The organism is Novosphingobium sp. AP12 (genome assembly GCF_000281975.1).
In the GTDB taxonomy this organism is placed as follows: Bacteria; Pseudomonadota; Alphaproteobacteria; order Sphingomonadales; family Sphingomonadaceae; genus Novosphingobium.
The window spans coordinates 19,434-40,585 of record NZ_AKKE01000036.1 but is presented as its reverse complement, the minus strand read 5'-3'; the positions used below and the strand labels follow the sequence as shown (position 1 = coordinate 40,585).

Genomic DNA, 21,152 nt, shown 5'->3' with positions numbered 1-21,152 from the left:
ATTCGTAATATTAAGACCACTCTGTCTTTAGCACATGGTTTAGCGAAAGGACGAATTACTTCTGTACTATTCCTGAATGGCAAAATAGCTTCATTTTATGCCGTGTGAGCCGTGCTCTTTCGTTCTGAAAGCCGATCTGCAGCCGGGAGGTCGCTAGGTCGATCTCGAGCAGCACCCCCTCGCAGGTCGAGTGCGTAACTTCATGATGCGCCTCTCGATCGGACCCAGCTGAAAGTGGGGCCCGCCATAGCCCAGCACTTGCCGGTCGAGCAGGATGGCGCGCATCACCGCCTTCAGCCGCGTCTCGCCTCGTGCCGTTGCGCGCAAATTGCCGCCCCGCCTCGGACAGCGACGAGACAAGCCTTCCTCCCTCTGCCCCCCGCCTCGATATTGGTGCGGATCTGAGTGCCCTGCAGACTCTCCAGCACGTCAGCCAGACGCGTGTAAATGCGCGACGAATGGTTCGAGCCGGCCACACTGAATAGGTCTTGCGCAGTGAACGTGAAGTCTTGCGAAACTTTGTCGGCGGCGAGATACCGCCGATCTCAACATCAACCAAAAGGCGCGAGCGTTTTGAGGTTGGCATTCGGGGCCAGAATTGCCCTGCGATTAGCCGAAAGTCAGCACCGGGTCCACTAGGAGACCACCTTCGTTTGCATTTCATGGCGACGTCCGCTGGACCATTTATACTGATTCTGAGATGGACAAAACCCAAGCTGGGCCGGAAGGCGTTGGCGCCCCCCGTTTGGTAGATCATGAGGCTAAGCACCGCCCGGTAATGAGCGACAGTCGCTCGAAGCTGACGTGGTAGCTGTGATACAGATACGCCCGCAGCGAGCGGATGCCGAGACTAAACGGATGCCCGGCTCTATGCTATCGGGCGGCTCGCGCGCTAGCGATCCGCAGCGGGCACCGAACAATTCGATGCGGGCCGCAATCGAGCGGATCGGCAAAGCTCGATATGACAGTGGCGGTGACGTAGACGCTGATTTTGCTAAAGTCAGTTGCGCGACCGCCGCTTCGGTGCCTCACTCGAAGATTATATGGTATGCTACCAATCGCTTTGAAATTAGAAGGAGGACAAGTGACACGCAGACTATCACCGATCCTGCTATGCTGCGCCCTCCTCGTGGCGGCGGTGGGGCCGAGACAGGACATGTCCTATACGCTGGAAGCGGCGGAGCGCCATCGGGCTACGCTGCTCGATGCGGGCAGCCCCGGTTTTGACAATTCAGGTAGCGCCTATGTCCGTAGCGGCGGGGTGCTAACGATTGTGCGTCCCCGCCGAGCGGTGCGGACGCTTGACCTTGACGAGATCGCGCGCGCCGCAATTGAGCGCGACGTGCTGAAGGGCGAGCGATGGGATGGCCTTTGGGACAAAGGGACTATGGTCGACACGTCGGTGGTTGGGGATGCGGAGGGGCGTGTCTACACACTTATCATTCCACGCTATTCCAAGCTGCGCAGCGCAGTACTACTTTGGTCGGCCGACCGCGGGCGGACTTGGCACGCGGTCGCGCTCGCAGGGCGCAACGCGACAATGGAGAGGCCCGATAGTTACAACGATCACGGCGCCCCCCCGACTATCCTCAGTTTCGAACGCTATGGTGGCCGCACCGAACGGCGGTTGTGGCTGGAGCGTTTAACCGTTTCGGAGGACAGGATCGTTCCAGCTGGCCCACCGCTCTTGCTGAGCGATCGATCACTGCTGGTCGGAAATCATTCGGGGGCCGCTAATTCCACTTTCACCACGCGCGACCGCATCATCGCAGTCTACGATGTCGACGACGGCTTGGGGCAGGGTACACTGTCAGTCGCAAGGGAGGTAGATCGCACCACCGGCCGCCTCGGACCGGAGCGTCAGGTCGGCCGCAGCACGACTGCGCAGGCGCCCGATATGCACGACATACCGGCGATCACCGCCGGACCGGACGGCCACCTTGTCGTGATGATTGGCGCGCATCATGCGTGGTTCCTAATGTTTCGATCACGCCAGCCCGGCACGACCGCGGGCGGATGGATACCGGAGGGGCCGGTTGGGAAGGAAGGCTCGGCCACCGGCACCTACAGCTATATTAGCCTAGCCACTTCGCGCGACGGCACGATGAACGTAGTGGCGCGCGGCGAGGACGGGCGCGCGCGCTATTCGCTGGTGCAGCTGCGCAAGCCATGGGGCAAACCGTGGACACGCTGGCCGAACGGCTCCATCCGCCGCGTCCTGGCGGAACCGAACCGCGCGCATTATGCCGCCTGGCGTCAGCGCATGACGATGGACCTTGCAGGCCAGCTCTACCTGAACTTCCGCTATTATCCCAACATGCTGACCGATGCGGAAGCACGGACGCTGGGCGTAGCGGGAGGGCCGCGCAAGGATTGTGACAAGGGCGGCCTGTGCTGGTATGCGGACGCACCCGAACTAACGCCGCGCACCCTCGTCTCGTCCGATAATGGGGTGAGCTGGCGTTGACCTCACTTCAGACGGTCAGCGTGTCCAGAAGCGCCGAAGCGTCTTCGATGAAGCCGGGTTTGCCGCCCTCCACTGCTGTCCAGTCGATCGCCGCTACGGCCTGGTGCAGCCGGGTTGGCGTGCTTGATGAGACGAGTACGATCAGATCCGGCGCGCTGGCGAGTGCTACGGTCAGTAACAGGCCGGGCCATGCCGCCGGGTCGGCCGCATCAAAGCCTAAAACAGCGAGCCGTTGCGAGAAGTCCGTTGATGGGTCGGCGAAACGGGGATAACGGCGGAGCAGGCCGTGGACGATGTCCGTGGTCCCTGCCTGTGGGGTGACAGCAGGCGACCAACGATATTGCCGCACCGTTCCAAACGGCACCAATGCCGCCAAGTCGTTGCCGGTGCCGGACCCAACTGCGCCTGCCCGTCCGTCCGCCACCAACCGTTCCATCGCCGCTGCCGTCTCAGCGCCGATGCTGCCAGGTTCGGGTTGATGGAGCAGTAGCGCGTCTACGTGCTCACGCCGCAGTCGGCGCAGGCTCTCCGCAAAGCTGGTCTCAATCTGATCAGGCCCGAACTGGTTTCGCGGCACCGATTTCTGCGCCTCGCTCGCTAGCCGTTGCTTCAACGCAGGCGTGGCGACGAGCAGTGGGCGGAGTAGCTGTCGCGCCAGCGATTTCAGCCCGGCATTGCTGGGCCGCGCAATCCCTACCTTTGTGGCGATTGTCACACTCGAATCACCGGCTAAAACGTCGCCTAGCACGTCTTCTGCCAGGCCGAGCCCATAGGATGGCGCCACGTCGAAATGCGCGATCCCTAGTTTGCGCGCCTCCTCGACCAAGCGCCGTCCTGCCTTTGCACCCGCGCCGCCCTGCAGCCGGCCGCAACCAAGACCGATGCGCGAGGTTTCTCTCCCCCCCAGCATTGTCGTCCGCATCATGCTTGTCCTGCAATTCGATCTGCAAGCCGCAGCGCCAGTGCCATGGCGGTGAACGTAGGGTTGGCGAAGCTTGAACTGGGATAAACCGCAGCCCCGGCGACGTACAGGTTTTTAGTGCCGTGCACACGGCAGTCCGCATCGACAACGCCGTCCCTTGGACTGGCCGCCATGCGCAAGCCGCCACAATGATGGTTCGTGTCGCGGGCATCGTCTAGAATGGCGGGATCGCGTGCTAGGATACGTGGATCAATCTCCAACCGAGCGAGGCCGCGCTCCGCTAACGCAGTCGCCACTCGCTCGCAGCAGATCGCCATCGCCTCAACCTCGATCCCGTCGATCTGCCAATCGAGCACCGCCAGCGGCATCCCGTTAGCATCCGTCCTCGCAGAATCCAGCGTAATGCGACTACGCGCTATCGGCTTTTGCTCGCAATGTAAGCGCAGGCTAATGCCGAGATCTGCGGGATTAAAGGCGCGGTTGTCCCGCAAGTAGCGGCGGATCAGCGGCCACCAAATCTTCGCCAGTGCCTTCAGATGAGCCGGCATCGCGCGCAAGTTCGGCGGCACTGCGCCATTGCGCATCGCGCGCAGGAAGATTTTTAGGTTAGACAAATGCTCCGTAAGCGATGATTCAAAGGTGAACACCGCTCCGACATTGGTGATCCCCGCCGCTTCCTGGACGTGGGGAGCCAGCACTACCTTGGGGTTATACTTGAACCCTTTCAAGAAAATGTTGTCGAACGTGTTGGAGAACCGCTTCCGGTCGAGCACGGTCACCTCTGCCGCGCGAACGTCAAGATGGTCCTGGAAGGCGGCGCCGACATGGGGGTTGTTAGCCCAGGGCAAGGTAGTGTCCTGCTGCGCCGCCGCCAACATCAACCTACTTGCCTCGATCGTGCCGGTGGCGACAACAACATGGTCCGCCTCCACCGCAACGCTGCGTCCACCGGGGGAGCGAAGCGTGACCGCACGGATGGCACTGTCCGCGCCGGGCACAAAGCTGGTGGCGGTGGCATGCAGCAGCACTGTCAGCTTGGGATTCATCTCGAGATCGCTGCGGAAGGCGCGAGCGAGATTCGCCTCCTTCAGCCAGCGGGTCAGCACAAACTCGACATCGGTACCAAGCTCGGGTCGCGTGAGGCCTAGCGCCTCCCAAACCAGCGCGTCATCGTCGCCGCGCACTGGTAGGCCGAGCATCGTTGCTACCGCCTCGTAATAGGGCGCCACGTCGCCGCGCGTGATCGGCCATGCGTCCAGCCCCAGCCATGGACGGGCGCGAAAGTCGATCTCGCGAAAGGATATGAGTTGACCGCCCCACAGCGTCGTGGTGCCGCCCAGCAGGCGGCCGCGCCCCTCAGCGATGCCGGCGTGGCGACGGCCCCTTAACACCGCATCGTTCAACGCCTGCGAAGCCGGCTCCACGCTACGCCCACCGGCTTCGCACAGCAAAACGTCCACGCCGCGCCTCGCAAGCGCCACCGCCAGCACGATGCCTGCGGCCCCTGCACCCACGACAAGCACGCGTGGACTTGCGAGCGCGCCATCAAACTTGTCGAAATCGAGAATCATCAGGTTTTAGCCACCTTTCGCGTGAAAAGCTCCGCCAGCCGCTTCCGTGCCAGCGGGACGGCTCGGCGCAGTTCGTCGCCGCTCACCAAAAGACGCCGCGCGATCAGCACGATCAGCACCAGCATTGCCGCATCCATCGTCATCATCGCTAGCCCCGCCCCAGTCGCCCCGAAGCGTTCAGCAAGCAGATAGGTTGCGGGCAAGCTGAGCGCGGCGAACAGTACATAGTAGAAGGTGTAGCTAGCATGTCGGTTCAGCGCGAGGATCAGGTTCGAAACAGGATACCAAAAGCCGCCGAACACCATGCTGCCTGCCATGGCGAGTAGCAGCGGCTCGGGGGCGTGAATCGCACCGCCCGTCCAGAGCAGGATCGCTTCCTGACCTAACAGGGCGAATATGCCCGCATAGGGAAGGACGAGCAGCACGGTCATCGCCAACGTGGCCAGCACCATCGTCGCCATAGCGCCACGGTCCTTGCGCGCGGAGGCGGCGGTGAATTCCGGCATCAGAGGTGTGTTAAGTAACCAACACATTTGCATGCCAACGCGTGACAACGTGCGCGCCGCAGTGAATGCAGGCACTGCTGCCTCGCCTGCCACCGCGCCCAGCGCCAGCGCCGTACCCTGCAGCGAGAGCGCCTGCGCAATCGGTACCAGCATGACCGCGCCAGCAGGCGCGAATAGCCGGCGCGTTTCCTCCCACCGCGCACGCGTCAGGCCGACGCGCAACCATGGCACCCGCTGACGCAGCAACAGAAACTGCCCCGCAAGCCCGACCAATCGGCCGCCCAGAAATGCAGCGGCCGCCGTGAGCGGCCCAGCGCCGCCAAGCCACACTACCGCGATCACGGCGCTACTTTCGACAAGGATGATAAGCGCGTTCCAGAACGCGCCTACCGCGAATAGCCCCGCGCAGCGGAAACCAGCGAAGAAGATGCTGCCTTGGATTGCAGCAATCCCATAAAGGATTAGCAGAAACAGAGTCGAGCGGATGTCGCCTGCAGCCATGCCAGCGCCCCCCTGGAGCAGACTTTCGGGCAGCAGCCACACCAGAAGCGCGGCGAGCGCGACAAGGCCGGCGGACGAGGTGAGGATCGCTACCCAAGCGCTCTGGAAGATGTTCACCGCTTCCTCGTGCTCGCCGCGCGCCACTGCCATAGTCATCTTGGTTCCGGCCGCCTGTGCGAAGCCGAAATCGCCCATCGCCAGGAAAGAAGGTGCGGTAAACATCATCACCCAGAGCCCGTAAAGGTGGAGGCCCCAAGCATTCGCCAGGACCGGCACGAGCAGGAGCTGCGTGCCGCTGACAATCAGCTTATCGACGATGTTAGCGCCGACACCACTCATCACCCGCCTGATCAAAGGATGCTCCCCTTCAAATCTGCAGCGGCGGGCAAAGGCGGTCGCGGCGGGGGCAGCCGACGTCGCGGCTTACCGAACAGATCACGGCCCGCCCGGACAGACAGGAGGAGGAGGAAGTGGATGAGGACAGCGAAGATTCCGGCGTTCATCAAGAAGGAAGTGTCAAACCGCCACCAGGCGAATGCGACCAGCGCGCCGATCGGGCCGTAAGCGGGGTTGGCGCGCGCCAGACAGACGTAAAGGAGGTGTAGCGGCGGCAGAAACAGCAACCAGATCAACAGTCCTGGCACCGCCGCACCGGCGTAGAACTCGCCCCATAGCGTCGAATTGAGTGCCGCGGCATCGCTGCCTGTGATCGCCTTGCCCAATACCGACGCAAATGGCGGCGGGCGCGAAGGCAGCGCAGCGCGCGGGATCACTGTAGTGAGCGGGCGAACGATTACATCGCTGGTCGACACGCCCAACTGCCCCCGATACTGGACGACATAGTTGAACACAGTGATGTTGATCGATTCAAACACCCCGTTCATCTGGTCCACGAACGGCTTCTCTTCCTCGGTCATCCGGCGCACTGCGCCATCCAGTGCTTGGCTGAAACCCGATGGGCTGTAGCCGTACATGCCAACCAAGCCGCGAAATTCGGTGAACCCGCTTGACACATACGCTCCCGACAGCAGCAGCCCTCCAAGTGCGCCGCAGGTTAGAAGTGCGCGGCGGCGGAAGCAGACCAAAACCAGCACTAGAAAGTAGACAATTGTGATACGGTTGAACGTGGCGAACAGGTCGACCAGCACAATGGTCGCGCCAATCACCAGCGCCCGCCGCGCAGCGCTCCGGTCGCGCACCGCCACCGTTGCCAAAGCGCCAAACACGATAGTGCGCGTGATGTTGCTGATCTGCTTCAGGGCCACATAGCCAGGGCTGGTCTCCATCAGCTCGTGGCTCGCGCGGAACCAATGCCCGCCCGAAGCGACGCCGCTGACAAAAAAGGAGATAATTGTGGTCGCAAAGTAGAGGAGCAGCAGTGCACGCAGCAGGTAGCGCAGCGAGTATGCTTGGCTACGCAGCGGCATTGTTTTCTGACCGGGAATGAGCAGTCGCACAAGCGACAGCGCTGCTATTCCGCCGATGATCAAGTAACTGGTGGTTGTGTCTACATAAGGCCGATAATCAGAGATCGGTACAAATTCGGGACCGATCCGCCCGGCGGCCAGCACTGCTACCATCGGCACGCTGACGTAATAGGTCATGCCGAGGATTAGTCCGTCGATAAAGGTCAGCCGCGCCAGCCGTACGCGCCAAAGAGCCGCCACATTCAGGCAGGCAGCTAGCACATACGTAAGGATGATCTGAAGTTCCAACGTGCAGTTCCCTTACGCCGTGGATCGCCCCGTCGCGCGCCGCCGCCCGGAATGGCGCGCCAGCAATGGCCGGGTTGTCATCACTGGCGCTGCTTAGAGCAGCTTTCGCTTCTTTACAATTGCGGCCGGGTTTCCGCGATAGATGCTCCAAGGTTCGAGATCGCGGATCGCGACGCCTCGCGCCCCTAGCACCGCTCCCTCGCCCACCGTTACCCCAGGCCCAACGAATGCGTCCGCCGCGATCCAGGCGCGCGGGCCGATGCGAATCGGCCGCAGAACCAGCTGAAAGTTCGGGTCTGACACGTTATGGCTGCTTGCGCACAAGTGCACGTCTTGTGAGACGACCGCCCCCGCGCCGATACTGATTGCGCCCTGGTTGTAGATACGTACGCGCGGGCCGACCGTAGCGCCGTCTTCGATATCGAGGTTCGCCGGATGCCAGATTGCGGTACTGCCATATAGCTTCACGCGGCTGCCGATCCGCGCGCCACACCACCGCAGCAGCAGGCAACGCCAAGCATGAAGTGGCGGCGGCGTCCAACTGGCACCCAGCACCCAGACCAGCATGAACAGCGTGCGCTCGATGCGGTTGCGTAGCGAGAAGCTGGGCCTGTCCATTGTCGCGCCGGCCTTTCCCATGACCAGCAGTCCGCCAGCCTCGTCCGTCTGTTCCGTCATCACTCCGGGCCTCCAGTTGACGGGGCCAGTGTCCGTCCCGCAATCCTGTCATACACCTGGTGCCACCGTTGAGCATTGGCTTGGCGGCCGTAACGCGCGACTGCAAATTCCGCACCGGCACGTCCAACCGCAAGACGTGCCCGCTCATCGCGGAGGAGCGCGGCTGATCGTGTGGCCAAGCGGGCGCCATCCTCTTCTATGATCGCTTCGGCGCCGTCAGTGGCCGGGATGCCTTCGAACGCAACGGAGGTTCCGGCGACCGGGCAGCCAAGCGCCATCGCCTGAATTACCCGGTTTTTGAGGCCAGTCCCGGTCCGGTCCGGCACTAGCACGAGTGCCGCTCGCTGCAATGCACCAGCAAGATCGTCCACATAAGGGACGAATGAAAGCGGCAGTGCTGCAGTTGCTGCGAAGAGTTCGGGATCTGCCGCAATTCGGCCAAGAACCTTAATGGAGATGTCGCCGCCCCCCTTTTGCACGAGGGCTGGCAGGACGGTTTTTGCAGCCCATAAGAAGCTTTGCCGTAAATGCTCCCGGCGCAAGTCAATGAACACGATAACTTCACATTTAGATGGCACACTCGAAAGCGGTGCACCGCTTTCGAGTGCGAGTGCGACCGGTATCGCAACCACGTCCGTCCGCCGAACACGGGAGGTGAGGTAGAGTGCGTCGGGTTCCGACACCACGTGAATGGTAACGCCGGGCTGTGCGATCCGATTTTCGAGGCGTGTGTGTAGCGCCTGCTGCGCGGTAGCCGACGCGCGCCCTCGCAAGGTCGTCGCGCTGGCCTTCATACGCTGCCATCTGAGGCTGCCGGGATCAATCACACCGGCCACCGTTCTTGCAGCGGAATGAGCCCGGACCAAACCGCAAGCTGCCAGATTTTCTAGGTGGATCACATCATAATGCTTAAGCTTGTCAAGCAGCGCGCTAGCATTACGGCTTGGCTGCAACGAGTTCTGAAGACCCAAAAGAAGGTTCGGGAGCCTGGACGGTATGGGCGGGGCAGCGAAGCGCAACCCGGTAGCCTTCTCCATTGCGCTCAGGTCAAGCATTTCGGGCCGTCGAACGAAGCCGTAGATATCGACGGTCCGATCTGTGCCGCCGATTAACTGCGCGGTTAGTAGGGTCTGCTCGTGCAAACCTTCCTGTGGCGGAAAGGTTAAGTCGGAGACGACATAGGCAATCCGCATGGCCTTCACTGCTCGCCGGTCAAAGCCAGCGCTAGGCCTTCGGCCATCCGCTCCACCGAGTAGCGCGCGGCGCAGTCCTCGACGATAGCCGGCCCTCGATGGCGCCAAACGTGGGCATGTTCCACAAACCGCAGCAACCCCGCGCCCAGCGCATCCGCGTCATTAGTTTCGAAAAACTCGGCATTAAAGTCCGGTCGCACCGCCTCGATTTCCGGTGAATGCCTCTCGTCGCGTGAGATTAGCATCGGCACACCGAAGGAGAGGCTTTGAGTCACCGACAGACCGACGTAGCCTGGCGAGACGCTGACGATCGTCTCGGCATAGATCGGCCTCAGCCGTTCGTGCTCTGAAATGTAGCCGGGAAACTCGATCCGGTCCGCGACCGCGCTGGCCTGCGCTCTCTCCATCAACGCCGCTCGCTCTGGTCCATCTCCTACGATCGTTAGCACGACGCCAGACATTCGATCCGCCACCCGCACGAAGGCTTCGATAAGGAGGTCGGCCTTCTTCTCAGCCACGATCCGGCCGACATACAGAATCCGGAAGCGCTGCTGCGTTAATTCGAAACGCATGTCGTGAGCTGGATAGAGCGCATTTGGCGCTGCCTGGATCGGTCGGCCGGGCAGCGTGTCGCGCAGCGCCTGCGCCTGCGTCTCAGTGTAAGCGACAAGGCCGCTCGCTAGGCGCCGGAGCAGCCCGCGTAGGCGATCGCTGCGCGCGCCAGGTCCGGCATGCGGCCAGGCATGCCCCCAAAGCATCGTCCGCCGTCCCAGCAGCCGTCGCACCCCGGTGATCAGCCAGACATGCGGTACCCGTGGATTTAGGTCGAGGATTAGCGATTCTGCGCACAGCAGAGCCGACCATGGCAGTTGCTGCAGCAGAACATCGCCCTTGAGATAGTAATTTCGAAGTCGCCGAACGCCCGCCTGTTCATAGTCGAGGAGGCGGATTGACTCGCTATAAGCAGGTCCGCCCGCGTAAATGGTGAGCTTATCACCCAACCGGCGCTTTAGTGCTTTGACTACGTTTCCTCTATAATCACCGAGAGATGCAACGGCGATCACGAAGCGCGGCTGCTTCGCTTCCCCCCTCCGGTTTAGACGTCCATGCGACATAAAATCCCTCGGTTCCAAACTCGTGCAAGTTTATGCGGCGACTGCGAACGAATGTACAGGTCGGTAACTGCTTACATCAGCATGGCCGTCAGCTTCGCAGGCGCGGTCTTGGCGCGAAAGCGGCCGATAGCCGCGGCCGGCACCACTAGGATGCGTTTGCCTGTGTAAAAAATTCGAAATCAATCAATCTTCGGCAGTGCACTTACCCTAGACAATTCTGACCGACATCTTTGCTTCGCCACTACTCAACCGACCTTCCCAAACCCACGAAGTTTGTTATCAAACTTGTCTAGAATGCTGGTTCGGCTCCATCGCTGAAGGGCGCGCTGACGAGCTTCTCGCCCCATGGAGAACCGCAAATCTTCATCATCTAGCAGCTTCTCAATCGCTGTGGCGAATGCGTGCGCGTCGCCGGGTTGAGTTGCCAAAGCGCATCCCTCGACCTCGTCCGCCAAACCAGTGCCCGGTAACGTAGTGGCGACGATGGGGCGGCCCGAAGCCAGCATATTGGTCAGTTTTGAAGGCAATACTAGATCTGCCGCACTGGCAATCTGCGGCAGCAGATGAATTGTCGCGAGTCCGAGCAAGTCAGAGAGGAATTCACGTGGCTGAAGGTCGTGGAATTGGATATTGTCTAGTCCGTCAGCCTGTTTGTGTAATTGAGCTCTATTCGGTCCATTCCCACAAACCACAAACATCAAATCTTTGCGTCGCTGAAGCAACTTCGCAGCTTCAACAACTATCTCTATTCCTTGCTTATTAGCAATATTCCCAGAGTACACCGCCACATTCTGGCGCAGAATTTTCCACCTTTTACGGTATGGAGATTCACCATCCAATGGAATTACTTCATCAATATTTGCCCAGTTGCGGAACTCGAACACTCGCTCGGGAGAGACGCCTTTTTCGACCAGCTTCGCGCACATCTGAGGAGAGATTGTACTTAGTTGATCAGCTTCAATCGCCCACTTTTCAAATCGTCGCGCAGCGTTTGCTAATGCTCCTTCTTCTTTAAGAAGGCCAGTAGCAAAGGCCGCTTCGACTTCAAAATCTTGGATGTGCAGCCACAGCTTGGCGCCAGTACGGCGAGCAGCATCACGTGCAGCAATAATTGACACGAGTGAAGGAGCAATGGCTATTACAATATCGGGCTTTTTCTTGCGAGTTTCCGCTGTCATCGCTATCTGCGCCTGCGCAGCAAAACTTAAGTGATGTGCAAGACGCCGCTTTCCGTCAGGATTGAAGGGAACATAAGTTGGCACGCGTACTACGCGCACACCGTTCTCTATCGTTGTACGCTTGCCCCCCCCAGCATAGGCCGGGTCGACCTTCCACTGTGGGTAATAAGGTTTGGCGCAGACGACGGTGACGGAGTGCCCCTGTGCCGCTAGGAATTCAGCCATGCCTGCCGTGTATGGGCCGATGCCCACCATTTCAGGGGCATAGTTGATGCCAAGAATCAGAATGTTCATTTGATTCATATGGGATCAGTGCCCCGCCATGGCGGGTTGCCCTGGCGCTGCCACCTGTTCCAGAAACCACTGGTACGTTTCCTTGACCCCGTTTTCCAGAACAACCGATGGCTTCCAGCCCATCGCGTTGAGGCGGCTTGAGTCCATCAGCTTGCGCATCGTTCCGTCGGGCTTGCTGGCATCGAAAACGATCTCGCCGGTAAACCCGGTCACCGTCGCAACAAGCTGGGCCAGTTCGCGGATCGTCACATCCTCGCCGTAGCCCACATTGATATGGCTCAGCATCGGCTCGGTGTTCGACTCGTACACGTCAAGGGGCAGATCGAGCACGAACAGCGAGGCTTCGGCCATGTCGTCTACGTGCAGAAACTCGCGGCGCGGGGTCCCGCTGCCCCAGATCGCGACTTCGCTTACGCCATCTCGCGCAGCCTCGTGGAACCGGCGGATCAACGCGGGCATCACATGGCTGTTCTCGGGGTGGAAATTGTCTCCTGGGCCGTAGAGGTTGGTCGGCATGACACTGCGATAATCGGTGCCGTACTGCCGATTATAGCTTTCACACAGCTTGATCCCAGCAATCTTGGCGATTGCGTAAGGTTCGTTCGTGGGCTCCAAAACACCGGTCAGCAATGCATCTTCTCGCATAGGCTGGGCCACTGCCCGAGGGTAGATGCAGGAGGAGCCAAGGAACAGCAGCTTGCGCACGTCCGCTTTGAAGGCCTGATGAACGACGTTGCATTCGATCATCAGGTTTTCGTAGATGAACTCTGCGGGATAGGTGTTGTTGGCATGAATGCCCCCCACCTTTGCCGCCGCCAGAACGACGGCATCGACTTTCTCGGCGGCAAAGAAGTCCCGCACCGCTACCTGATCGCTCAGGTCCAGCTCGGCGTGAGTGCGCGTCACGACCTCGGCCCCGCGTTCGGTCAGCTTACGACTGATGGCTCCGCCCACCATACCCCGGTGGCCTGCGACGTAAACGCGCATGTTCTCGTATTCCCCTTAGGATTCCAGCGAGACGGGAATGTCGTAGCCGTGCTGCTTGAGCAGCGCGTGTCGCTTGGCGACCTTGAGGTCTTCGCTCACCATTTCCTCACACATGGATTGCACGGTGATCTCGGGCACCCAACCCAGGCGCTCTTTGGCCTTGGCCGGATCACCCAGCAGAGTTTCGACTTCGGCCGGACGGAAATAGCGCGGATCAATCCGTACAAGCACATCTCCAACCGCGACCGAAGGCGCATTGTCCCCGTTCACCGCATCAACAATGCCCACTTCGTCCACGCCTTCGCCTTCAAAGCGCAGGGTGATGCCGAGATGCGCCGCCGACCAGGTGATAAACTCGCGTACTGAGTACTGCACGCCCGTGGCGATCACGAAATCCTCAGCCTGCTCCTGCTGCAGCATCATCCACTGCATGCGCACGTAGTCCTTGGCATGCCCCCAGTCGCGGAGAGAGTCGATGTTGCCCATGTACAGGCATGGCTCGAGGCCCTGAGCGATATTGGCTAGACCGCGCGTGATCTTGCGCGTCACGAAGGTCTCGCCGCGGCGCGGGCTCTCATGGTTGAACAGCACACCGTTGCAGGCATACATGCCGTAGGCTTCGCGGTAGTTCACCGTGATCCAATAAGCGTAGAGCTTCGCCACCGCATAAGGAGAGCGCGGATAGAACGGCGTCGTCTCGCGCTGCGGAATTTCCTGAACCAGGCCGTAGAGCTCGGAAGTCGAGGCCTGGTAGAACTTGGTCTTTTTCTCGAGGCCGAGGAAACGGATTGCTTCGAGCAGACGCAGGGTACCCAGGCCATCGACATCAGCAGTGTATTCGGGAGCTTCGAAACTGACCGCAACGTGGCTCTGCGCGCCGAGATTGTAAATCTCGTCAGGCTGAGTTTCCTGGATAATGCGTGTCAGGTTCGACGTGTCCGAAAGATCGCCGTAATGCAGCTTCAGGTCCGGCGAAGGGGCATGCGGATCCTGGTAGATATGATCGATACGCTGCGTGTTGAAGAGCGAGGCGCGGCGCTTGATGCCGTGAACCTCGTACCCTTTCTCCAGCAGGAACTCCGCCAGATATGAGCCATCCTGACCCGTCACACCGGTGATCAATGCGACCTTCTTACCGCTCAATGTTCGTCCCCTTCAAAGCGAATTCGATTGCGTTCGTGGTTCAATCCGACCCGAACAAATCGCGTGTGAAAACCTTGTCCTGCACGTCTTGGATGGCCGCAGTCATGCGGTTGGCGATGATGACGTCACAGTCCTCCTTGAACGTTTCTAGATCACGCACAACCCTGGACCCGTAAAACTCATCCTCGGCCATCGCCGGCTCATAGATCACGACTTCGATGCCCTTGGCCTTGATCCGCTTCATGATTCCCTGGATCGAAGACTGCCGGAAATTGTCGGATCCCGCTTTCATCACGAGACGGAAAACGCCAACCTTCCGGGGCTGCTTGGCGATGATTTGATCGGCCAAAAAGTCTTTGCGCGTGCGGTTGGCGTCAACGATCGCGCGGATAAGGTTTTGAGGAACCTCGGAATAGTTTGCCAGCAACTGCTTGGTATCCTTAGGTAAACAGTAGCCGCCATAACCGAAGCTGGGGTTGTTGTAGTGACGGCCGATACGCGGATCGAGGCCGATGCCGTCAATGATCTGGCGCGTGTCCATGCCGCCGGCAATTGCGTAGCTGTCGAGCTCATTAAAGAAAGCCACGCGCATGGCGAGATAGGTGTTGGCGAAAAGCTTGATCGCCTCGGCCTCGTTCGGGTCGGTGAAGAGGATCTCGACGTCTTTCTTCTCCGCCCCCCGAAGCAGCAAATCTGCGAAGATTCGGGCCCGCTCGGAGCGTTCACCGACGATGATGCGAGACGGGTGCAGATTATCGTAGAGCGCCCGTCCCTCGCGAAGGAACTCGGGACTGAAGATGACCTGCGGAGCTGCCAGACGTTCGCGCACGTCCTCGACGAAGCCGACCGGGATGGTCGATTTGACGACGATCGTCGCATTTGCGTTGGCAGCAACCGCCGTGCGGATCACTTCCTCGACCGAGGACGTATCGAACTTGTTGGTGTTCGCATCGTAATTTGTCGGCGTGGCGATAATCACATAGTCTGCGCCAGCGAGTGCCTGCTCCGCATCGAGCGTAGCAGTAAGATTGAGCTCAGCGGTGGCAAGGAGCTCTTGCAATTCCTTGTCAACAATCGGCGACTTGCGGGCATTGAGCAGTTTTACCCGGTCGGCCGAGATATCGACCGCCAGGACCTCGTTATGCTGCGCAAGCAGTACGGCGTTGGAAAGCCCCACATAGCCGAGGCCAAAAACGGCAATCTTCATTCTTGGATCACTCGCGAAGTTATCCTAAGGTCTTATAACAAAACAATATACGGAATGCACTTGCCCGTCCGCTTTAAGAGGCCCATCCCCGGCCTGGGGACTTCTGCTAATGATTTCTCCTAATGTTGCCTTTTCCAACCTGCGGCAGAAACAGTCAACGAATTTATGCTGCACTGCACACCGTCCGGTTCTGGCCGACAAGCGCACCCTCCACAATCATTGCCGACACCGTAGCGTTTTGCGCGCCCCGACATGGTCCCCGTGGCGCTTTCGGTATAGCATCGCAGCACAAGCGCGTTGCCGTCCGGGCCTAGATGGATGATATCGCGGTCCTTGAAAGTGATGCGCCGCCCGTCACTGAGATCAATCTGCGCAGCCTTTCCGGCGAGTTCCCCCCAAACACCGGGCAACCGGGTCAGGACCTCTGGTTTGGCGCTAGCCGGGGTGCGTTAGCAGATTTTCGCTCTGGCGAGTCGGATACTCCTCGATCTTTTCGCCGAACGTGTAGCGGAAAGGCAGCTGGGCTTGCAGCGCGGATGACGTGACGCCTCTCCGCCGGCCTTCGGTCAGCGCCGCGAGCAGAGGCAGCACTGCATCTCGCGTTGGGAAAGCAGACAAATTGCGCCCCTCGGAGGCTAGTTTGGTGTCGAGGATGAAGCCGCCGTTGGTTTCGTAGCATCAAGCTGTATTCTCATTGTCAATTAACGCGTTAATCGCCGCGATGACACAAGGCGAGCCGATGTTGGTGCGCCGTGTGCCATGGAAATCTCCCGAAAGCTCCAGCGCCGAGTTGGAGCTGACTGGCGTAGCCACTGCCTCGATCCCCAGAGCCTAGCGCGCAGGATGCCCAGCACGTCACGACGCATCCAAGCCTCGTTCTCGTCGGCCAGCAATGGACGATCGGAATCCCGATCAGTAAAAGCGATTGCATCTAAGTCGAACTTCTCGGCCCATTCGCGGCCCAAAGCCTGATCTTCCCGCCGAACGGCTTCCGTATCATCCGGAACGAAGGTGTCGGAATGCGCCAGGCGTGTCGCCTTTCCGCCAAGCGCTTCTACGATCACACCCAGCAGATCGTGGCGGACCGCCGAATGCTCATAGACACCAAAGGTCAGCTCCGAAGCGCCTGTGCCCGAACACGTCGGGAAGAACCACGGCCTGCGCGCTCATCGCCATCTCGTCCACTTTAGGACTTCGCCGTCCGCGCGATTAAATTTGATGCCGTAACCGCCGTCGGGAATATGACTGTCCGTCACGATCATGGATGGAATGCCTCGCTCGAATCCGTAGGCAGCCACAGCATGTGAAGGCACAAACCCGGAGTGGTCCACTTCGCCACGCTTGTTGCGATGGCCGCAGCGCAAGCGCCAAATGATACGCGGCGTGGAAGGCCGCAAGTCCCCGGCGATCGCTACATGCGTCCCGCGCGTGAACTGCCCGGCGGCTTCAAGTTGCTGGGGGAAAGCGGAGGTATAGTGACGCGGACTTCGTCGGTTACCGCCGTCACCAAGCCTCGCGCACCGCTGGCGCCAAAAGCGCCCCCCCCGAGTCACCATCAATTCGGAAACAGAGACAGTCTTCGGCATTGACCCTGGCATTCCATTTGCTTGCACTGACGTCGCTACAGATAAGGGCAAGCCGTAGTGGCGCGGTACCTGCGTTACGTTTCTGCCGCCAGCGACCTAGCCAGCAGGCACACGCCACTATCCAAGAAACGCACGTCCGCGAGCCTCGTCGCCAAGGCACAGTCTCCCGGTGCGATTGTCTCGCCGGCTACTTCCACCTCCCCTTCGCGCGGGATAACCAACAGCGCTGTGGGATAGCGCGCAGCGATGACCTCTGTCGGTGCGCCCACGATCTGATCAAGCATGAACAGCGGCCCGTTGACCAAGGTCTGCGTAGCTTGGCTCAGCACCTGCTGATGCCAGCGGTCAAGCGCGTAGAGTTCACCCCGCGACACCCCGATACCATCCTCCAAATGCAACTCGCGTGGACGACCGTAATCATAGAGCCGATAGGTGACGTCGCTGTTCTGCTGCACTTCGATCAGGCTAACACCGGCACCGATGGCGTGGACGGTATTAGCGGGGATGTAGAAGAAGTCCCCGGGCACGACCTTGTGCCAGGTCATCAGGTGCTCGATCGAGCCGTCGAGTGCAGCGGCGCGCATCGCTTCCTCGTCGAGCTCTACATTGAAGCCGATGCCCAGCGTCGCGCCCGGCTCAGCGTCAACGATCAGCCAACATTCTTCCTTGCCCTGCCGGCCGATGCCTTTCGCGATCGTTTGCATGTCGGAAGGGTGGACCTGGACCGACAGCGCCTCACTGGTAAAGATATACTTGACCAACAGCTCGGACAGCGCAGCGGGCGGTTCGAACCAGATCTCACCGATGCGCTTACCCGCGGGCGCGGCGAACGGCGCAGGCAAGATTTCCCTACCCCAAGGCTTCTCGACCTGACGGATCGGCAGTGCAGCGGTCATCACTAATCCTTACTGATTCACAGCGCCCGAGAGCTTGCCAACCTTCTGCACCCCAGCAATGGTGGTGATCATGATGTCGTCACCATCGACGACGACGATCACGTCCTCGAGCCCGATGACTGAGACGCGCGGGCCGTCACTGTCCACTAGCACATTGCGGCAGTCCACCATATCGACGGAAGCCGAGCCGCGTATGGAGTTGCCATCGGCATCGCGATCGAGCGCCTCGTGCAGGGCATGCCAGTTGCCGATGTCCGACCAGCTCATGTCAACGGGCACCATGGCCGCGCGCGCGGTGTTCTCCATAACCGCGTAGTCGACGGAATCGCTGGGAACAGCGGCGAAAATATCTGCATCAGGGTGGAAGCGGCGACCGTCTTCCGTCCCTTTCGCCACCGCTGCGGCGACACCGGCGGCGATCTGCGGGCGGTGCGTGGCCAGTTCTTCCAGGAACTCCTTGACTCGAAAGGCGAAGATGCCCCCGTTCCAGGCATAGATGCCCTCGGCAAGGAAAGCCTTGGCGCGTTCAAGATCGGGCTTCTCGACGAACTGGGCGGTGCGATAGGCACCTTGTGAAATCGCATCACCGCGCTTGAGATAGCCAAAACCGGTCTCCGGCGCGGTCGCCTCGATCCCGAAGGACACCAGCCAACCTTCGGCAGCAAGGTCGGCGGCAGCGCACGCGGCCTCCGTAAAGGCCTCTGCATTACCTATGTGGTGATCGCTCGGGCAGACGAGCATCACTGCATCTTCAGGAAGCCGGTTCGCCGCCAGTGCAATCGCAGCGGCGGTGTTGCGCGCCGAGGGTTCGACGATCACCTGGCCTTCGGATGCTTCGCCCAGCTGGGCCTCGACATGATCGACATGTTGACGACCGGTAACCACGAACGGTGCTGCGAAGCCGCCTGAAGCCGGGCAACGCGCAAGTGCCGCCTCGAACAGCGTATTGTCACCGACCAGCGGCAGGAACGGCTTCGGCTTCGCGACGCGACTGCGCGGCCACAACCGGGTGCCGCTGCCACCGCATAAAATGACAGGCACGATAGTGGGCATGGCGGATTTGCCTCATCAAATGTTGCAAGCGAAATTAAGTAGTACCGCGTATTTGTTGCGATGCAACGTCGAGTGCGCGCGGTGCGGCACTGGTTGCCTCGCGCACGCCCCTTGAAGTGCTCTAGGATTTGAGCCGACCGAACCGCCTGCGGCTTCGTTCCAGGAAGGCGCCGATCCTCGCCATGAAAATGACGGCGGATCTTGGCCGAGTTTGTTGCAGTGCGTTTGTCTCAGACGCGCTGGCGTGCCAGCGGGGGGCAAAGGGTGCGTCGGGTGTGTATCATTCGATACCCCTCCCATGTTGTCCTTGCCGCGCAATGATTGTACCCGGAAAGGCCACGGGCTTCCGGCAGGGATTCTCCGGCCATGAGGTCGACCAGCCCCACGCGCTAAAACAGGCTGCGGACCCTCGAGGTGCACCTCACACCGCTCCTGGTGGCTATCAATGGCCCAGACAGCACTTCGATGCCTTCCGTGGCCAAACACCGCCTGCGCCTCGCGATCACACCATGGAAAAGGATCGCCCTAGGCCGCTTCGAGCAAGGCCACCCCGTTGCCGGTCCTTGGAGGCCACATCCGCTTGTGCTACAAACCCGTTGCGCTGCGCAAAAGGCGGCGCCGGGACTGGTAATCCTGCAAACAAAATAACTCGGAAAACGCGGTTTTCCGGGGTGCCGTCGCGCATGTCCAAACCTTCGGGTGAAAGGCGGCGGCGCATGTGTTTGCGTGTTACCAGCTCCGGCGGCTCCCGCGCGCTAGCGTGCGGGAGTTCGGGACCTCTTTTTTCCGCATCCGTCTCGTTCCTTCCGTACAACCGCATCGATGCGGATCGGAGGTGCTTATGGATAACTTTGCCCCTGTCACTCCGCCGCGCGCTCCCGCGGGCGTCACAGCGCGATCGCTTGCCCGGTCGGCAAGCGCCTCTCCAACTCAAACGCTGGCAGCCCTGTGGCGAAGTCATGGCGCAGAGCCTGTCCTGCTCGTGCGCACACGCGAAGGGCGCGAGCTCAGCCGCGAACGCTGCCGGGGGGCTGAGGAGTTCATGCCCTGCTGCGATCCCGATGCGCTGGGCGGCCTTCCGAACGTGCTCTACTCTGCCGGCATCACCGCCCAGCTCGCCTTATCGTCCCATCTGCTCGATGTCGGTTTTCCGGACGACTGGTGTGCCCGGCACGTGGGGTACCAGGTGGGCCGATCGCTGGCCTATGCCAACGCAACCGGTTTCGGTTATGGGTGCGCCGAGACGGCCCGCCTGGCGCAGGTGCTGAGCCCCTACTGGAAATGGAACAAGCGCAGCCTGTTTGATAATCCCTGTCCCGACGATGGCGGGTTCACCGCCCGTGAAATCGAAGTGATCCTGCTCAATCTGATGGAGCATGTTTATCACGTGACTGGCCACGCCCCCTCGGCGGCGTGAAGGAGATGCGGCGCTGCCCGCCCGGCAGCGCCGCAGTTGGTCCAAGACCTGCCGACAGATGCCGGGGCAATGGTCGGCAGGAAAGTCACCCCGGCCAAAAATGGCGCAGCCATGGCTGGGCGTCGGCCACGGTCGCGTGACAGGATCAGCAGCGTTTGCGCGAAGTGCTCCATCACTTCCGCCCCGCTGATGCCGTGCTGCTCGGCAAAGCGAGACCTTGCCGTCGCACTTGGCCGGGCGAAGATTGAGTTTCAGCGCCGCATCGAGTTGTGACAGGTCAAGCGTCCCCTGACGGACGCCGACCCGAGCTGGGTGCGGACCGAGGGCAAGGACTACAAGCTCGAATATGAGGAGAGCGAGGCCCAGATCTTCGAAATCGATGCCTGGCTCCTGGTTGGCCCGCGGCGAAGCTGGCAGGATACCCGGACAGAGTCCCTGGAATCCATGGCTGCGATGTCGCTACGACTATGATGGCTGCATTTTCGCTGATGGTGGAAGGCACGGTTTTGCCGCGAAGTCGGTGATGCACTGGAGTTTTTTCGGTCCATCATAGGCCTTTCCGCTCACCCGATGTTCTGGACTCCGCATAACAGAAGTGCACAATCATGCCCAGCGGTCAGGGCATCGCCGCGTCGGCTCGCGCCGCGGCCACGTAGCCGCCGGTGCGGTTTTTCCGGCGGCGCGCGGCTACCGCCGGGTCCCCCCGCGCCGGCGCCTCTGCGC

The 21,152-nt window shown here is 60.7% G+C and carries 16 protein-coding genes; 2 read left to right on the top strand and 14 right to left on the bottom strand.

Annotated features, from left to right (window positions below; all coding sequences use genetic code 11):
- Nucleotides 1-293 precede the first annotated feature (293 nt).
- Nucleotides 294-476, bottom strand: coding sequence for a replication initiator protein A (locus PMI02_RS27895; protein ID WP_238539015.1), 183 nt, complete (start codon nucleotides 474-476; stop codon nucleotides 294-296).
- Nucleotides 477-1,156: 680 nt separating this feature from the next.
- On the opposite strand from PMI02_RS27895, the gene PMI02_RS26990 reads away from it, so the two are divergent.
- Nucleotides 1,157-2,467, top strand: a complete 1,311-nt coding sequence (locus tag PMI02_RS26990) for a hypothetical protein (RefSeq protein ID WP_157222418.1) — start codon at nucleotides 1,157-1,159, stop codon at nucleotides 2,465-2,467.
- A gap of 7 nt (nucleotides 2,468-2,474) precedes the next feature.
- Here the strand turns inward: PMI02_RS26990 and PMI02_RS07180 are convergent, their stop codons facing one another.
- The 13 genes from PMI02_RS07180 to PMI02_RS07120 all read right to left on the bottom strand — a co-directional run bounded on the left by PMI02_RS07180 (nucleotide 2,475) and on the right by PMI02_RS07120 (nucleotide 19,012).
- Nucleotides 2,475-3,377 (bottom strand): aldo/keto reductase, encoded by a 903-nt coding sequence (locus tag PMI02_RS07180; RefSeq protein WP_255348708.1) that lies wholly within the window; start codon nucleotides 3,375-3,377, stop codon nucleotides 2,475-2,477.
- Nucleotides 3,378-3,388: 11 nt separating this feature from the next.
- On the bottom strand, nucleotides 3,389-4,960 hold the full coding sequence (locus tag PMI02_RS07175; protein ID WP_007680821.1) for an FAD-dependent oxidoreductase: 1,572 nt from the start codon (nucleotides 4,958-4,960) through the stop codon (nucleotides 3,389-3,391).
- Nucleotides 4,960-6,306: a lipopolysaccharide biosynthesis protein gene (locus PMI02_RS07170; RefSeq protein ID WP_007680819.1), complete on the bottom strand. Its 1,347-nt coding sequence runs from the start codon at nucleotides 6,304-6,306 to the stop codon at nucleotides 4,960-4,962. Before PMI02_RS07170 ends, PMI02_RS07175 begins: the two co-directional genes overlap by 1 nt.
- Nucleotides 6,307-6,317: 11 nt before the next feature.
- Entirely contained in the window at nucleotides 6,318-7,682 is a 1,365-nt protein-coding gene (locus tag PMI02_RS07165; protein ID WP_007680817.1) for a hypothetical protein, read from the bottom strand.
- 93 nt (nucleotides 7,683-7,775) lie between these two features.
- Nucleotides 7,776-8,360, bottom strand: coding sequence for an acetyltransferase (locus PMI02_RS07160; protein WP_007680815.1), 585 nt, complete (start codon nucleotides 8,358-8,360; stop codon nucleotides 7,776-7,778).
- Nucleotides 8,360-9,553, bottom strand: a complete 1,194-nt coding sequence (locus PMI02_RS07155; protein ID WP_007680813.1) for a glycosyltransferase — start codon at nucleotides 9,551-9,553, stop codon at nucleotides 8,360-8,362. The genes PMI02_RS07160 and PMI02_RS07155 overlap by 1 nt, the downstream gene beginning before the upstream one ends.
- A 5-nt stretch (nucleotides 9,554-9,558) precedes the next feature.
- Entirely contained in the window at nucleotides 9,559-10,617 is a 1,059-nt protein-coding gene (locus PMI02_RS07150) for a glycosyltransferase family 4 protein (protein ID WP_036502756.1), read from the bottom strand.
- Between the two features lie 296 nt (nucleotides 10,618-10,913).
- Nucleotides 10,914-12,140: a WcaI family glycosyltransferase gene (locus tag PMI02_RS26285; protein ID WP_081496647.1), complete on the bottom strand. Its 1,227-nt coding sequence runs from the start codon at nucleotides 12,138-12,140 to the stop codon at nucleotides 10,914-10,916.
- A 15-nt stretch (nucleotides 12,141-12,155) separates the two neighbouring features.
- Nucleotides 12,156-13,127 (bottom strand): GDP-L-fucose synthase, encoded by a 972-nt coding sequence (locus PMI02_RS07145; RefSeq protein WP_007680807.1) that lies wholly within the window; start codon nucleotides 13,125-13,127, stop codon nucleotides 12,156-12,158.
- A 15-nt stretch (nucleotides 13,128-13,142) separates the two neighbouring features.
- Complete coding sequence (gene gmd, locus PMI02_RS07140; protein WP_007680805.1) at nucleotides 13,143-14,270, bottom strand: GDP-mannose 4,6-dehydratase; 1,128 nt, start codon at nucleotides 14,268-14,270, stop codon at nucleotides 13,143-13,145.
- A gap of 40 nt (nucleotides 14,271-14,310) precedes the next feature.
- Complete coding sequence (locus PMI02_RS07135; protein ID WP_007680803.1) at nucleotides 14,311-15,477, bottom strand: nucleotide sugar dehydrogenase; 1,167 nt, start codon at nucleotides 15,475-15,477, stop codon at nucleotides 14,311-14,313.
- A 1,660-nt stretch (nucleotides 15,478-17,137) separates the two neighbouring features.
- Nucleotides 17,138-17,959 (bottom strand): class I mannose-6-phosphate isomerase, encoded by an 822-nt coding sequence (locus PMI02_RS07125; protein ID WP_007680796.1) that lies wholly within the window; start codon nucleotides 17,957-17,959, stop codon nucleotides 17,138-17,140.
- Nucleotides 17,960-17,968: 9 nt separating this feature from the next.
- Nucleotides 17,969-19,012: a mannose-1-phosphate guanylyltransferase gene (locus PMI02_RS07120; RefSeq protein ID WP_007680794.1), complete on the bottom strand. Its 1,044-nt coding sequence runs from the start codon at nucleotides 19,010-19,012 to the stop codon at nucleotides 17,969-17,971.
- An 841-nt stretch (nucleotides 19,013-19,853) separates the two neighbouring features.
- Here PMI02_RS07120 and PMI02_RS07115 point away from each other — a divergent pair.
- Nucleotides 19,854-20,429, top strand: coding sequence for a hypothetical protein (locus PMI02_RS07115; protein ID WP_081496646.1), 576 nt, complete (start codon nucleotides 19,854-19,856; stop codon nucleotides 20,427-20,429).
- Nucleotides 20,430-21,152 lie beyond the last annotated feature (723 nt).